This window comes from uncultured Campylobacter sp. (assembly GCF_937981295.1).
In the GTDB taxonomy this organism is placed as follows: domain Bacteria; phylum Campylobacterota; class Campylobacteria; order Campylobacterales; family Campylobacteraceae; genus Campylobacter_B.
Window position 1 is genome coordinate 1 of sequence record NZ_CALJPC010000015.1, and the last position, 13,984, is coordinate 13,984.

Annotated in this window: 13 protein-coding genes and 4 tRNA genes; 10 read left to right on the forward strand and 7 right to left on the reverse strand. The window is 44.2% G+C overall.

The genetic code is table 11. The annotated features are described in order from the left end of the window. Positions 1-80: 80 nt before the first annotated feature. Complete coding sequence (gene serS / locus Q0135_RS01365) at positions 81-1,367, reverse strand: serine--tRNA ligase (protein ID WP_297987661.1); 1,287 nt, start codon at positions 1,365-1,367, stop codon at positions 81-83. 140 nt (positions 1,368-1,507) lie between these two features. Between serS and Q0135_RS01370 the strand changes: the two genes are divergently transcribed. The 6 genes from Q0135_RS01370 to Q0135_RS01395 are packed head-to-tail and all read left to right on the forward strand — an operon-like array spanning position 1,508 to position 5,693. Beyond that, entirely contained in the window at positions 1,508-2,257 is a 750-nt protein-coding gene (locus tag Q0135_RS01370) for a DUF4198 domain-containing protein (protein WP_297987663.1), read from the forward strand. Between the two features lie 12 nt (positions 2,258-2,269). After that, positions 2,270-3,049 (forward strand): hypothetical protein, encoded by a 780-nt coding sequence (locus tag Q0135_RS01375; RefSeq protein ID WP_297987665.1) that lies wholly within the window; start codon positions 2,270-2,272, stop codon positions 3,047-3,049. Further along, entirely contained in the window at positions 3,039-3,638 is a 600-nt protein-coding gene (gene cbiM / locus Q0135_RS01380; protein ID WP_297902550.1) for a cobalt transporter CbiM, read from the forward strand. The genes Q0135_RS01375 and cbiM overlap by 11 nt, the downstream gene beginning before the upstream one ends. Next, positions 3,635-4,276, forward strand: coding sequence for a hypothetical protein (locus Q0135_RS01385; RefSeq protein WP_297987667.1), 642 nt, complete (start codon positions 3,635-3,637; stop codon positions 4,274-4,276). The genes cbiM and Q0135_RS01385 overlap by 4 nt, the downstream gene beginning before the upstream one ends. Next, the gene (locus tag Q0135_RS01390; RefSeq protein ID WP_297987669.1) at positions 4,273-4,920 is read left to right on the forward strand and encodes an energy-coupling factor transporter transmembrane component T; all 648 of its coding nucleotides are present in this window, start codon (positions 4,273-4,275) and stop codon (positions 4,918-4,920) included. The genes Q0135_RS01385 and Q0135_RS01390 overlap by 4 nt, the downstream gene beginning before the upstream one ends. Continuing rightward, positions 4,917-5,693: an energy-coupling factor ABC transporter ATP-binding protein gene (locus Q0135_RS01395; RefSeq protein WP_297987671.1), complete on the forward strand. Its 777-nt coding sequence runs from the start codon at positions 4,917-4,919 to the stop codon at positions 5,691-5,693. The genes Q0135_RS01390 and Q0135_RS01395 overlap by 4 nt, the downstream gene beginning before the upstream one ends. A gap of 55 nt (positions 5,694-5,748) precedes the next feature. Here Q0135_RS01395 and Q0135_RS01400 read toward each other — a convergent pair. The 4 genes from Q0135_RS01400 to Q0135_RS01415 all read right to left on the reverse strand — a co-directional run bounded on the left by Q0135_RS01400 (position 5,749) and on the right by Q0135_RS01415 (position 8,683). After that, a tRNA-Glu gene (locus tag Q0135_RS01400) sits at positions 5,749-5,825 on the reverse strand. A gap of 245 nt (positions 5,826-6,070) precedes the next feature. Next, the gene (locus Q0135_RS01405) at positions 6,071-6,469 is read right to left on the reverse strand and encodes a PH domain-containing protein (RefSeq protein ID WP_297987673.1); all 399 of its coding nucleotides are present in this window, start codon (positions 6,467-6,469) and stop codon (positions 6,071-6,073) included. Positions 6,470-7,015: 546 nt separating this feature from the next. Continuing rightward, positions 7,016-8,044 carry a 3-deoxy-8-phosphooctulonate synthase gene (locus tag Q0135_RS01410; RefSeq protein WP_297987675.1) on the reverse strand — a complete coding sequence of 343 codons (1,029 nt, stop codon included), beginning with the start codon at positions 8,042-8,044 and terminating at the stop codon, positions 7,016-7,018. 51 nt (positions 8,045-8,095) lie between these two features. Further along, positions 8,096-8,683: a transglycosylase SLT domain-containing protein gene (locus Q0135_RS01415; protein ID WP_297881650.1), complete on the reverse strand. Its 588-nt coding sequence runs from the start codon at positions 8,681-8,683 to the stop codon at positions 8,096-8,098. A gap of 128 nt (positions 8,684-8,811) precedes the next feature. Here Q0135_RS01415 and Q0135_RS01420 point away from each other — a divergent pair. The 4 genes from Q0135_RS01420 (at position 8,812) to Q0135_RS01435 (ending at position 10,577) form a co-directional block, all read left to right on the forward strand. After that, positions 8,812-8,887: transfer RNA gene (locus tag Q0135_RS01420), tRNA-Val, on the forward strand. Positions 8,888-8,947: 60 nt separating this feature from the next. Beyond that, a tRNA-Asp gene (locus Q0135_RS01425) sits at positions 8,948-9,024 on the forward strand. Positions 9,025-9,035: 11 nt separating this feature from the next. Then, positions 9,036-9,111, forward strand: a tRNA-Lys gene (locus Q0135_RS01430). 239 nt (positions 9,112-9,350) lie between these two features. Further along, a complete protein-coding gene (locus tag Q0135_RS01435) occupies positions 9,351-10,577 on the forward strand; it encodes a tyrosine-type recombinase/integrase (RefSeq protein ID WP_297987676.1) in 1,227 nt (408 codons plus the stop codon). 1,574 nt (positions 10,578-12,151) lie between these two features. Here the strand turns inward: Q0135_RS01435 and Q0135_RS01440 are convergent. Further along, complete coding sequence (locus Q0135_RS01440; protein ID WP_297987677.1) at positions 12,152-13,048, reverse strand: hypothetical protein; 897 nt, start codon at positions 13,046-13,048, stop codon at positions 12,152-12,154. 12 nt (positions 13,049-13,060) lie between these two features. Further along, complete coding sequence (locus Q0135_RS01445) at positions 13,061-13,474, reverse strand: hypothetical protein (RefSeq protein ID WP_297987679.1); 414 nt, start codon at positions 13,472-13,474, stop codon at positions 13,061-13,063. Positions 13,475-13,984: the final 510 nt, after the last annotated feature.

Below are 13,984 nucleotides of genomic sequence, written 5' to 3' on the forward strand. Positions count from 1 at the left end.
AAGGGACGATGCAAGCCGTAAACCCTTTGACTGCCCATAAAAAACGCCACCGGAGGGTGGCGTTTTTGCTGGCGGCGGGATTATCGCAGCGGGCGGATTTCCGTGATGCCGCCCATGTACGGCAACAGCGCTTCCGGGATGGTGATGCTGCCGTCGGCGTTCTGGTAGTTTTCGAGGATGGCGACGAGGGTGCGGCCAACCGCGAGGCCGCTGCCGTTCAGGGTGTGCACCGGCTGCGGTTTTTTGCTGTCTTTCGGGCGGTAGCGCGCCTGCATCCGCCGCGCCTGGAAGTCGGTGCAGTTGCTGCATGAGCTGATTTCGCGGTATTTGCCCTGCCCCGGCAGCCACACTTCGAGGTCGTAGGTTTTGGCTGAGGAAAAGCCCATGTCGCCGGTGCAGAGGAGGACGACGCGGTAGGGTAGGTTCAGTTTTTGCAGGATGTTTTCGGCGTTGGCGGTGAGTTTTTCCAGTTCGTCGTAGCTGGTTTCCGGGGCGACGATTTTTACCATTTCTACTTTGTCGAACTGGTGCTGGCGGATCATGCCGCGCGTATCGCGCCCCGCCGAGCCCGCTTCCTTGCGAAAGCAGTGGCTGTAGCTGGTGAGCTTGATCGGCAGCTCCTCGCTGCGTAAAATTTCATCGTTAAAGAGATTCGTCGCCGTAACCTCGCTCGTAGGGATGAGGTAGAGGTTTTGCTCCTCGTCGTCAACGCGGTAGAGGTCATCTTTAAATTTAGGCAGCTGACCCGTGCCGTAGAGGATCTGATCGCGTACCAAAAACGGCATATTTACGAGCTCGAAGCCGCGCGAGTTATTAAATTCGATCATATAGTTGATGAGAGCCATATTCAGTTTCGCACCCAGCCCGCGGATCGCGGTGAAGCGGCTACCGCTAAGTTTGACGCCGCGTTCGAAATCAAGCCATCCCAGCGCCTCGCCGAGATCGAAGTGCTGCTTGGGCGCGAAGTCGAACGTGCGCAGCTCAAGCACCTTTTTGATACAGACGTTTTCGCTCTCGTCCGCGCCGATCGGCACGTCGTCGTCGATGATATTCGGCACGCACGCGGCGATCACCTCTAAGCTTTGCTCGCGCTCATTTACGAGCTCGCTTAGGCTTTGGATCTTTTGCTTGTTTTCCTCAAGCTGCGATTTTAGCGCGCCTACGTCCCTGCCTTCGCGCACGGCGAGACCGAGCTCCTTACTCTTTGCATTTTGCACGGCTTGAAGGTTCTCTAACTCCGTCTTTTTAGATTTTAGCTCGTTGTAGGCATCCAGTAGCGATTGCAGAGTTTGCGGCGGGACTTTTTTGGCGATGAGTTTTTTATTAAATTCGTCGAAATTCGTCTCGATAAGTTTTAAATTTATCATTTTCTGCCTCTTTTTGGTAATTTAAATTGCGACATTTTAACTAAAGTTTGCTTTAAATACTCAAAATAAACCCACATTTAAGCAATACGGATGAAAAAAAGTGATACAATTCCGTAATATTTTATTATGAAAGGTATTACATGAAGGCAAAATTTGCTTTTTTAGGAATTTTCGCGGCGAGCCTTGCGTTCGCGCATTTTGGCGTTCTTACGACGGATAAAAATGTCGTAGAGGATCAAAAAGATGCTACTTTAAAGCTGAATTTGGAATTCTCCCATCCGTTTTTACAGGAGTCTATGAATCTACAAAAGCCCGCAGAATTCGGCGTTTTTATTGACGGAGAGAAAAAATCGCTCCTAGGCAGCCTAAAAGAGCAGAAAAAGGGCGAAAATTCCTATTTCGCGGCGGAATTTAAAGCGGACAAGCCATCGCTTTTAGCGTTTTATTTCGATCCCAAACCCTATGCCGAGCCGGCCGAGCGCAAGATGATCCGCCATATCACCAAAACCTACGTCGATGCTTACGACGCGGGCGAAGGCTGGGATAAGCCGCTCGGGCTAGAGACGGAGATCGTGCCGCTCGTGCGCCCTTATGCGCTGTATGCGGGAGAGATATTTAGCGGAGTTTTTTTACTACATGGAAAGCCCGTCCCGGGCGCGGACGTGGAGATCGAGCTATATAACGATAAGGGCTACAAAGCCCCTAGCGAGGCGCATGTCACACAGGTCGTTAAAACCAACGGCGCGGGCGAGTTTAGCTTCGTGATGCCGGTTGCCGGCTGGTGGGGCTTTGCGGCTCTTAGCGAGGAGGAAGCCGCCAAAGGAAGCGAGCAGCCCGTAAATGAGCTGGGAGCCGTACTTTGGATCAAGGCAGACGAGCTGAAAAAATAGGGGAGCGGCTCGGTGAGATCTCTTTTTTCGGGCAAAATTTGCGCCGCCGCGGATAAATTTAAATTTACGCTTTGGCAGGGCTTTGAAATTTTATTTTCGCGCGTTTTGCTTGGCGATGTAAAATTTCCATCGAATTCTGCGGCTAAAATTTTAAATGGTAAAATTCCGCCGTTTCGCATCTGCGCGCAGTCTGCGTCTCGGGGTTTGGTTAAAACTTTACGGAGCAAAATTCCGCCGAGTAAAATTTTAAGTAACGAAGCTCTGCTGCGTGGAATTTTGCTCGGTAGAAATCCGCTCTTAGTAGCTTCGAGCCGTAAAATTTCATATCCGTGGATTTACGAGCGTAAAATACCCGCGCGCAAAATTTCGTTTTTTGGAATTTTAAAAACCCCGGCTTTTGAAATTTCGCAAGCTCTGTTTTGCCGCGCAAGCACCGCGCCGAGATTGCTCGGAGCCTTAAATTTTGCGTCGCGAAATCCGCTTGCCGCTCTTATAAATGTAGCAAGCGAAAATTCTTGCGCCATGCAAGCCGTAAAATTTATCAAATTTACTGGTTCCGTAAGTGGTTCCGAGACCGCTCCGAGTTTTGCGCTAACAGCCGCCGCAAATAGGACGCAAGCCGCGAGTTTTACAGCCGAAAATTCTGTCGTGACTAAAGCCGTAAAAGCAAGACCCGTAGCAATCAAAGCAATTATCGCAAAGGTTACAAATGCCTTAAATTTAGATAGCTCCCGCGTTTTTGCGCGTCTAAAAAATAGGAGCGATTTAAAGGAGGCGAGCTGTGCACATTAGTGAAGGAGTTTTGAGCGCGCCCGTGCTGCTAGCTGGCTGGGCGGTTACGGCGCCTGCGGTAGCGGCGATTTTATGGCGCGTAAGGCAGTCTGAAATCCCTAGGATCGCATGTTTTAGCGCGCTGTTTTTCGTCGCATCTTTTGTGCACCTGCCCGTGGGCGTCAGCTCCATGCATTTGATGCTAAGCGGGCTCGTGGGCGCATTTTTGGGCTCACGAGCGATCTTGGCGATTTTCGTCGCGCTATTTTTGCAAGGGGTATTTTTCGGCTTCGGGGGGCTTAGCGTGCTCGGCGTAAATACCGCAGTCATCGGCTTTCCAGCGGTTTTGGGCGGGCTCTTTGCCGCCGCCGCAAAAGCGCAAGAGCTAAAAGTGCGCATGCAAAAAATTTATCTATTTTTGGCGGGTTTTGTGCCGATCGTCTGCTCGATGCTGCTTCTTGATCTCGTGCTTTTCATCAGCGGGCGGGAGTTTTTTGCTATCGCGACGCTCATCTCGCTCGAAGGTGCGATTCTAGCTGTTTTGGAAGGAATCATCACACTTTTTGCGCTTAGCTTTATTGCGAAATTTTACGGCGGACAGAGGCGATGAGAGCGCTATTTTTCTTAACGGTTTTGATCTCTTTTGCATTTTCGCATGCGCTTCATCTTTTCGCGACGCAAGAGGGCGATAGAGTGGCAATTTATAGCTATTTTTATAAAAATTCTCCCTGCATGGAGTGCGAAGTTTTAATTAGCGCGGACGGGCACGAAATTTTGCGCACTAGGACCGATAAAGAGGGACTTGCGAGCATACGAATACCCACTAAAAATTTTACTATTCAAATTTACGGAGGTGCAGGGCACGGCGCGCAGATGGAATTTAGCGCCGAGGACTTTACGCCGCAGAATTCCGGCGGCTCCGGAAATTTCACGCCGCAAAATTCTGACGTTTCTGAAAATCCTATGCCGCAAAATTTGAACGCCGCTAAAAATTCCGCGTCCGAAGGCAGCGCGTCCGAAAATATCGTGCCGAAAGCTAGTACGCCTGAAAATAAAATTTCAAGCACTTCCGAGCCTTTGGAAAATTCCGCCTCGCAAAGCATCTTGCCGAAAGAAAGCCCTAAGAGTGATATTAGGAGCCTGGCGTTTCAAAGCCAGTCCGCCGAGGCGCCTAAAATCGCGCTTTGTTTGGCCTTGATTTTCGGCTTTTTTGGCTTAATGTGGCTAGCGAAAAGAGCGCGCAAATGAGCCCCGCCGTATCACTGCTCGCGTTTTTCATCTTCAGCTTCGGCGTCGGACTTAGCGGGCAGCTTTACGCGGCGTTTTTTGCCCCGCCGCTACTTCTTTTTGCGCTTAAAATTTCGATTGCGCGCGCGGTCTGCACAAGGCTTGCGGTATTAAATATCTTTGCTATTTTAAGCGCGTTAAGCCCCGCCATAGTCGGCAACTACGAGCTTGCGGGCGTGATATTTTTGCGCGCGAATTTGATAATGGCGTTTGCAATTTTGCTATTTTACGGCAAAGACGAATATTTTTTCGCACGCGGATTTTATGGGCTGGGACTCGGCGAAAAGCTAAGCGCTTTGGTGTATTGCTGTGGGCGATTCGTAAATTTTTTACGCTCGGATCTAGCAAGGCTGCAAGCTCTTTTGCGCATGCGCGGATTTGTGGGGACGAGCGGAATTTTCACTTATAAAATTTATGCGAATTTGATCGGGATTTTAGCGATTTCGGCACTTGAGCAGGCAAGAAATTTAAGCCTGGTGATGAGCGCGCGAGGGTTTTGCGGTAGGCTATTTTACGAACGTCGCGATGGTTTGGGCGTCTCGGAGGCCTCGTTTTTGACGTTCGTGCTGGCGTGCGTATCTGTTAAAATCGGAGCTATCTTATGAGCTGCTCGCTTAAGGCGCTGGATTTAAGCGCTAAAAACGGCGAGCGAGAAATTTTTCGCGGCGTAAATTTGAGCGTAGGGCATAAGGAAAAAGTGGCGATCTTGGGCGCGAACGGGCAGGGCAAGACGAGTCTGCTTCAAATTTTAGGCGGCCTAAGGCAATGGGGCGAGGGTGAAATCGAGCTTTTCGGCGAGAAGCTTGAGTGTGCGGAGGATTTTATAAAATTTCGCCACGAGATCGGGTTTTTATTTCAAAACAGCGACGATCAGTTTTTGTGCGCGAGCGTGTTTGAGGACGTCGCATTTAGCCTGCGTGCGCAAAATGAGCGGTTAAAACGAGCACGAAATGTGGAGAAAAGACGTGGAATTTTTTCTAAATTTTTTGGTCGTAAGGCGGAAATTTTAAGGCAGGGCAGCGAAAACGACCATCTAAAAAAGCTTGAAATTTTAAGCGAAGAGCAGATTGAGCGCAAGGCGCTGGAGACGCTGCGACGCTTGGGAATCGAACATCTACGCGAGCGGGTGCCCTTTCATCTAAGCGGCGGCGAGAAAAAGCTAGTGGCGCTTGCGGGCGCGCTGGTGTGTGAGCCTAGGATACTGCTACTGGACGAGCCTACGACGGCGCTTGATGAGGCGATGCAGGAGCGTGTGGCGGGGATTTTGGCGGAGCTTGACGTAAGCGAGATCATCGTTTCGCACGATAAAAACTTCATCGATAAAATCGCGGATAAAATCTATTATTTGAAATCAGATGGGCTGTATGAAAGCCCATGATAAAATCATGGATAAATTTATCGTTTAAAATCAAGAGGCTTGTATAAGTCCATAATGGCGACCCTTGCGGGATTTGAACCACGCGTTTTCGCACTGAGAATGCAACGTCCTGAGCCACTAGACGAAAAGGTCAAGAAGCCGCATTATAGCGACAAAAACAAAATTTTAGATAAAATACTAAATGTGGTGTCTTAATATGACGATAAGTTTTTTTAGAATTTTAAAGAACGACACAGTGTTTATCGGGCTACGTTATTTAGATTAAAATTTAAAGGTGCGATGGATGTAATTTTAATTTTAGTCAATCGCACTTATTTTCGAGATAAATTTAGGATGTAAGATTTATAATCTATCTGAATTTATATACAAGGTGAAGCCTAGCCTATCTTTTCCATCGCTTTGTTTTTAAATGCTACGGGATTGGTGATATACGGGAAGCTAACCGCCGTGCCGCCGGTACCTCGCACCACTATGGTGCCGAATTTTAAAATTCGTCCCAAGATACTCTGCATTACGGATATGCTTTCGATTTTTTCATATTTTAGCTCCGCCGTTTCGCGACTGATAAGACCCTTTTTGCCGATTATACGCTGATTTGTGATAGCAAGCTCGTTTGTTTTTAAAACAATAAATCCGTGAATTAGCGCCGCTATAAAACTGCCAAAGCATATGAATGAAAGTCTATCATCTTTATTTATGATTCCAACTATCGCGGGAATCAATATGACGATAGCGGAGATAAAAACCGCCCGATGAATTTTGGCTTTGGCAATCACATTTTCGCCATTTAGAAGGTTAGACTCTACATAACCCATAATATATTTTAAAAGAATTTTAGACTTGAATTATATCCCCCCCCATTAATCTTGACTTAAATTTTATGCGGCAGGTCACACTATGACGGCTTAGACGATCGGAATTTGGGCGCAAATTTACATTAAATTTTTACTTTGTCGGCTGCGAAATTTTGTGCAAAATTTATGGCTAAATTCTGCGCGCTAGGCTTTTAGAATTGTAAATTTAGCGGCGCGAAATTGTCCCGCTCGCGCTGGGCGGTAGGCGCATGCCGCGTAAATTTTATCAAAGCCCTCGAAGTTTGGTGAAGCGCGCGTGGAGTTTAAAATTTTACAAATACGCTAAATTTTATAGCCGCGCGATACGTTTGAAATTTTAGCGTGCGATAAAACCCAGTGCGGTTGAAACCTGCCCTTGCGAATATAGAATTTGTTAGCGCAAAGTGTGAAACCGGCTAGCGTGCGCAACGGTGCGAAATTAAAATTTAAACTCGCTAGCCTAAATTTGAAATTTTACAGCCACCCGCTCTAAAATCCGAGCGCTTTTTGAATCGCGAGCGTCTGCGCGACGACGCGCTCGAGCTGCTGTAAATTTAACATATTCGGTCCATCCGAAAGCGCGTGGGCGGGATCGGGGTGCGTTTCGTAAAAAAAGCCGTCCACGCCCACGGCCGCCGCCGCTCGCGCGAGGTACGGCACAAAGCGCGAGTCGCCGCCGCTCGTAGCGCCGATACTAGGCATCTGCACGCTGTGCGTCGCGTCGAAAATGACCGGCGCAAACTCGCGCATAATCGGCAGCGAGCGCATATCGACGATCAAATTTCCGTAGCCGAAGGTACTGCCGCGCTCGGTGAGCCAAACGCCGTAGCGGCGCGCTAGATCGTGCATACCTTCGCCGCTTGGCTGCGGGGCGTTTGGAGCAGAATTTGCAGTACTCGAAGCATTGCAAGCATGGGCGGAATTTTGTGCGTCCGGTCGTGCGCCGCAAAAATTTTGCGCGTTTGGCACCGAAGATCCGTCATTCGTACCGCTTTGCGCGCTACAAATTTCGGTATCGCCGGAGCAGGCGCTGTTTTGAGCGGCGTTTGTATCGCCAGATGCCGCGCCGCTTTGCGGGGTATAAGCCCGTGCGCTGCGGGTTTGCAGCACCTTTTCGACGCTGTGTTTCATCGCCTGCGGCGATAGAAACTGACCCTTTTTGATATTTACTACCGCTTGCGTGCCGGCTGCGGCGACGAGCAGGTCGGTTTGGCGGCACAAAAACGCGGGTATTTGCAGCACGTCGGCGACGCGTGCGGCGGGCTCCGCCTGATAGCTTTCGTGGATGTCGGTTAAAATTTTATAGCCGAACTTCTCCTTTACCTCGGCTAAAATTTCGCAGCCGCGCTGCAATCCCGGGCCGCGGAAGCTTGAGATGCTGGTGCGGTTGGCTTTATCGAAGCTGCTTTTAAAGTAAAATTCCACCCCGTCCATTTCGTTAAATTTGCGTAAACTTTCCGCGACTTGCATTATCAGCTCGCGGCTTTCGATCACGCAGGGTCCTGCGATCAGTATCATGAAATATCCTTTTTTAAAATTTGCGCGATTTTAGCGAAATTTTACTAACTCTTAATAGGGCTTGCCGAAAAATTTTTCGTAATGCTCGTAAAAGCGCTTGTAGTAGGGGTTTGAGTAGCGTTTTCGCATGCCGTAGTTGTAGCACTCGATCGTGTCTTTGATATTTTTATTTTTGGCGTTCCAGCATTTGCGCAGGATTTTAGCGCATTTGGTAAGGTTGTACATCGGATTAAATATATAATCGATCTCGTTTTGGCTGAAATTTACGGCGTTTAGCTGCCCGAGCCCTACGTCGATGCTAAATCCATCCTCGTACAGATACTTGGCGATCTGCACGGCGTAAATTTCGTTTGCTGGTATGATCGTAACGACCCATTTGCTGGAATTTAGGCTGTAGTTGCTCGTTTTGATGCGGATATTTTGATTGCGCAGACCCGCGAAATAATCGGCGTTTGCTTTGTTTGTCAAAAAGGAGATCGTATAGGGCTCGAAGTCGCTTTCGATTTTGACGATGGTGTAGAGGATCTCGGGCTTGACGCCTTCATTTTGCGCTACTGCGGCGATGGCGTTTACGATCTCGTTCGGCGAGTAAGCGGGGGCTTGAAGCGCTAAAAACAGGGCGAAAACCAACTTTTTCATCTAAATTTACCGAGCCTTTGATAAAATTTTATGTCGCAAGTATAGCACAATTTCAGTCTTTTCATCATTGTTTAAGTGAAAATTAATCGTATTGGATATATAATCACATTTCTTTTTTAAACCCAAACGGTCGCTTAGCTCAGCTGGTAGAGCGCCACCCTTACAAGGTGGATGTCGCAGGTTCGATCCCTACAGCGACCACCATTTTGAAATCCTTGGATTTCATACTTCTTTAGCACTTGCGTTGCGAGTGTGATTTTTGGTGCGACGGTAGTTCAGCTGGTTAGAATGCCGCCCTGTCACGGCGGAGGTCGTGGGTTCGAGCCCCATTCGTCGCGCCACTTCTTACGATGTCTTGCTAGCTCAGTAGGTAGAGCATCTCACTTTTAATGAGGGGGTCGTTGGTTCGAATCCAACGCAGGACACCATCTATCAAATTTTACCCCTAATTTTAGTTTTTTGATTTTTTTAAAAGCCCTACATGACGGCTTTTTCAAATTTTTTCAAAAAAATTTCAAATGCTAAAAACGCTAGATTATACAGGTAGTTTAAGAGAAACTACTATATATTAAAAAAATGTATAGTAGCTCTTAAGCTTGTTAAACTCTTTGGAAGCTTTTATAATTTGTCCTATGAAACTATATGAAATTTTAAAGGATAAACGGTTATGAAAGTTTTTTCTAAAATTAAAGACGATCCGGCTTTTAAAACGAACCCGGATAAAGTCGTCAGAAATTTCTCCTTACCATGTCGCAAAAACACTATGGTAGAAATGATAGGTGAGCATATAGCAGTTAGATTTTACCGCTCATCTACTAAAGACGGAACGCAAAAAACCCATAGGCACTATCACTATTGCATAGGCGGCAAGCTGATTAAGTCTTTAGGCAATGCAGATGAGATAAGCCTAAGCGAAGCCAAAGAAACTCTTAAAGGTTTAATAGTAGATGGTTCTACTAAACTAGCCGCCCCAAGTAATACTCTAGCGAGTGTTTACCAGCAGTTTTGTAGACATAACGGCAACGTCGCATCAGCAACCTCTAAAAGACGAGATATGAGCTTTAAAGCTTTAAAGGATATCTGCGACAAAGATATAAATAAGATAAGTAAAAAGGATATTATGCCGATACTGGATTATTATTACGATAATGAAAAATACGCTTCCTTAGAAATTTTATTCAAACTTATTAAAAGACTATTCCGATATGCTCGCATAAGGGATATTTCCAAAAATCCATTATTTGCAGAAGAGGTGTTTAAGGACTTTTATAATATACCTCGCCATAGCGAATACCCATATATAAAAGATGACTTGGATTTAACCGTACTTATCAAATTTATTATGAACTATCCTCATCAAATAGGCGTCAAGAATGCTTTGATCTTTGGACTGCTTACGGGGCTAAGAAGCTCGAATGTAAGAAATTTAACCCATGAGCATTTAAAAATAGGTGATGATGGAGAATACTACTTACTATTTCCGCAAGATGAAAATAAAGTGAAGGCTAATGGAGATGAACATCTGGGACTTCCTAGAGAAGTAGGGCAATGGCTGCAAAGGTTACACGCTCATAATAGCAGCTGCTTGCTATGCTTTGCCAATACACAAGGAGAGGTACTAAGCGATATGACTTTAGTTAAAGCTCTTAAAACCTATGCTCCCGTAATAGCTAAGAATAGATTGGTCTTTCACTCTTTTAGAAAGATACTAGAAACCTTTGCATATGAAAAAATCCATGAGAACAAGCTGGATCCTTATAGCATTGAACGTACCCTTTTTCATGCACAAAGAGAGATACAAAAGATTTATAACAAAGCTACGAACGTTGAGAATACTCGTAGGGTTCTAACATGGTGGCTAGGTTATTTAAAGGGGTTGGGGTTTAAATTTTAAGGAAGGGAAGCAAGGCTAAAGGTATTATTCCTACTATGGATAGCGCCTTAAATCTATATGCCTATGTGCTTTAGAACTTTCCGGATAAGCGGAAAGACAGCAAGATAGAGAGTTGAAGCTAAACCTATCCGCAGTTTGTCATTCTATAGCTTACCGTAATTAGCGTATGAGCTGCCTTATCCTCTTAAAAAGCACTTACTTTCCCTTCCTTCTCGTATATTACTTCATTGCCCCCCTAAGCGCTCGTCCTCATTTTAAGTGCATTGCCTCCTTTTGAGCACTCGTCTTTTTTGATACTAAAGACGAGTGCTTGCGAGGATAGAGCTGCGATAGATTATATAAATTCTGAAGCGCTCCCATTCCTTATTAACTCTACACTTTTTATTAGGAATTTCTTGTATATTGCATATTAAGCTTTCATATCTTTTAATGCTCAGTTTACCAGGTTGCTTCATCGCTTTTATATCTATCCAGGCTTGTTAAAAACAACAATCTTCTTTTAAAAAAATAGCTCACACCATTTTTTTGTTTTCTAGCTATATTGTTTTCATAAGGTATTTTTTGAAATACCTTATAATGTTTTTACTAAGGAAAGAGAATGTTTTATATGTTCAAAAAGCCTTTAGGCTTTTTGAAGTAACCTTTAAAGTTTATATATTACGGTTTTTCGATGGGTTACGTTATCGGTAATGTTTTATTGATAAGCCTAAGCGCTTATCAAGCATTCTTAATCTTTAGTTCCCCGCTGGCGGTTTGGGGTAATAAGAAAAATCGCAGAGGTGCGTTATAGCTTCGCACATTAATCTAAAAAGCTTCTGTTTTAACTAAATTCTAAAGATGTAACGTCTTTTTGCCCCTAGAGTTTTTTCCCTAGATAGCCTTCTTCTTCGTTTTATTTATTGCCTAAGTGCATTAAATTTGAAAAGGGGGCTATCTGAAAAGCCGCGTGGAGGTAGCGCCTCCGTTAAAGGTTACGGGGCTTGTCTCGCTCGTCGCTAGCGGAGCATTTGCTCGTCTGCTACCGCCGTTGCGATTATTCCTTGTAGGGGTGTTATCTCATAGGCGGAATTTTATATATCTAATCAATAGCATAGTCTTTTATCCATTTTATGGATATTCTTACAGTGCATGAGCAGCATAAATTTTACCGTAGAAGCAGCTTTTTATCCATTGCAGAGATATTTTCTTATAAAAGCCTTTCTAGTTAAATTTTTCAAACTCATCTCTTTTATTCCTTTTAGGAGCATCCTTTTACTAAAGCATTGTTCTTACAGGTAGGTAGTATACCTCCATCTATCTCTTTGGTAGATATTTTATGTAAAACCCTTCTTTAACTTTAATAGGAATTTGAACATTGAAAGGGTATCGAAGATATTTAGGATATTTAAATCATCTAAGCATAATTGAGCATTAAAAAAGGCATTTGAAAATACCAAAGGTATCTATCAGGTCACCCCATCTCTTAATCAAACCAAGTGCCTATAACGAGCAATGGCAAGATCAAAGTGGATACAACCGCATCTTTTAATCAAGCTAAGTAATGCTTATCCCATAATCCAATCAAGCCACCTATACTATAGCCCAACCAAATAATGCCTAGTTATCTCTACTCTGGAATGCCCCATATCTATAGATACCTGAGCTAAAGCTTCTATATGACTCATACCCTCTTTACGTAACTCTTCGTATCTTTCTTGAGCGAAGTTATATCTAAGCCCATGAGTTCCTCTACTATCCGCTCCTGCTGCTTTTAGATCCTTTACGTAAGCATTCTTTGGGGCATAGTATCCCACTTCTTTGGCAAGCCTTAGCTGCCTTATAGTCTTATCGCTTAGCTTTTTGGTGCTATAGCATAAGCCGTTCTTACTACCGAGTATGGTTATGCTATTATCATCGTTGATTTGCCATTTGTCTGAATTGATAGCATCATCCAGTCTTAGACCCGCTTCTAATTGAAGCTTGGCGGATATATAATATAGTGAGCTTAATTGCATATTGCTTATGATCTTATATGGATCTTCATAGGCTCTGTTATAATGTCTCTTACGAAGGTTTATCCCCTTTTTCTTAAGCTCTTTACGGATATCCGTAATATCTTCTCCGGATACGTTTAGCCCTAGCTTACGGCAATTATCAAAGCTCTTAGCTAATGCCGATATGTAGGTATTAAGCGCTCCGCCGCTTATTTCATCTGCTTTTAGCAGTAGCCACTCTCTTGCACTGCCGGCATTAATGTTTTGCATTATTTTTTGACCGTGTTTGGCTTTAAGAAATTCTATATATTGAGTAGTTACGGCTCTTAAGTTTTGAATGCTTTTAATGCTATGAGCATACGAGCTCTTTGTATGACCGTTTTGTCCTTTAAGCTTGCTATTGCGTCTTACGTTACTTTTAGATATTCCGATACCGTTTGCTTGCTTCATAATCTGAGAGATAATAGCCTTAGCGTTCATTCTAATATGTAGAGCCATGATTATATACCTTTATCTTTTTAATAGTCTTGCTACGCTTGATTTACTGGTTTGTATGCCGTAGTTTTTCCATAGAATATCTGCTATTTTTTGATAGCTATGGCCGCTTTTATGTAGGGATTTTAAGCAATCCTTATAATCTGCTATTTTTGATTTGGTTGGTTTTTTCTTTGGGCCTAGTAGCTTTTTATACTCTTTATTTACTACTTCGCTTAAGGCTCTTTTATCTACCTTTATATCTTTATAATAGCGCAATATACCATTAAGTGCGTTATCCGCTCTTTTCTTATCGTGCCTTGCTCTACTAATATATGAGATAAAGGTATTTACTAGCCATATAAGCTCGTTCTGATTAGTAGTTTCTTGAGCTTTGTCGTTAAAGACCTTTATGCCTTTCTTGACTCTTAAAAGATTTTCGTAATGCATAGTTGCTCCTTTGTGATAGATTTTGTGGTAAATTTAAAAGATTACTAGCCTATTATAACGGGGGAATAAAAAAATGTCAGGAAGCTTTATTGATTATAGAAGACTCATTTTTTTAGAAGCTCGATAGAGCATCATTGTTTTTAGAAGCGTCATTGCGCTTCGTTGTTTTTCGATAGATTCATTGTCTTTTCAGAAGCTCTATTTTTTCAACAGCTTAGTTGTTTTTTTTTCAGAACTTCATCGGTTTCTATGAGGCTTCATTGTTTCTTAGAGGCCTTATTATGCTTAATTGCTTTTTCATAGGCCTCATTGTCTTTTTACCAGCTTTATTGCTTTCATAAAGCCCCATTGTTTCTTATAAAAAGGCTCGGTGATAGAGAATGGTAGAATCTGATATTGCGGATGTTTTGAGAGGTATAGGGGGTAGGGAATTATGAAGGGATAAGGCATTCGTTTTTAGGATTGTGTTTTGCGCGGATGATTCCGGGGTTGGTTTTAAGTGGAATATTT

Excerpts from the sequence above, each read along its gene's own strand:
- Q0135_RS01395 (WP_297987671.1), top strand. The coding sequence starts at position 4,917 with ATGAGCTGCTCGCTTAAGGCGCTGGATTTAAGCGCTAAAAACGGCGAG.
- Q0135_RS01415 (WP_297881650.1), bottom strand. The coding sequence starts at position 8,683 with ATGAAAAAGTTGGTTTTCGCCCTGTTTTTAGCGCTTCAAGCCCCCGCT.
- Q0135_RS01390 (WP_297987669.1), top strand. The coding sequence starts at position 4,273 with ATGAGCCCCGCCGTATCACTGCTCGCGTTTTTCATCTTCAGCTTCGGC.
- Q0135_RS01385 (WP_297987667.1), top strand. The coding sequence starts at position 3,635 with ATGAGAGCGCTATTTTTCTTAACGGTTTTGATCTCTTTTGCATTTTCG.
- Q0135_RS01410 (WP_297987675.1), bottom strand. The coding sequence starts at position 8,044 with ATGATACTGATCGCAGGACCCTGCGTGATCGAAAGCCGCGAGCTGATA.
- Q0135_RS01440 (WP_297987677.1), bottom strand. The coding sequence starts at position 13,048 with ATGGCTCTACATATTAGAATGAACGCTAAGGCTATTATCTCTCAGATT.
- Q0135_RS01435 (WP_297987676.1), top strand. The coding sequence starts at position 9,351 with ATGAAAGTTTTTTCTAAAATTAAAGACGATCCGGCTTTTAAAACGAAC.
- serS (WP_297987661.1), bottom strand. The coding sequence starts at position 1,367 with ATGATAAATTTAAAACTTATCGAGACGAATTTCGACGAATTTAATAAA.
- Q0135_RS01445 (WP_297987679.1), bottom strand. The coding sequence starts at position 13,474 with ATGCATTACGAAAATCTTTTAAGAGTCAAGAAAGGCATAAAGGTCTTT.
- Q0135_RS01370 (WP_297987663.1), top strand. The coding sequence starts at position 1,508 with ATGAAGGCAAAATTTGCTTTTTTAGGAATTTTCGCGGCGAGCCTTGCG.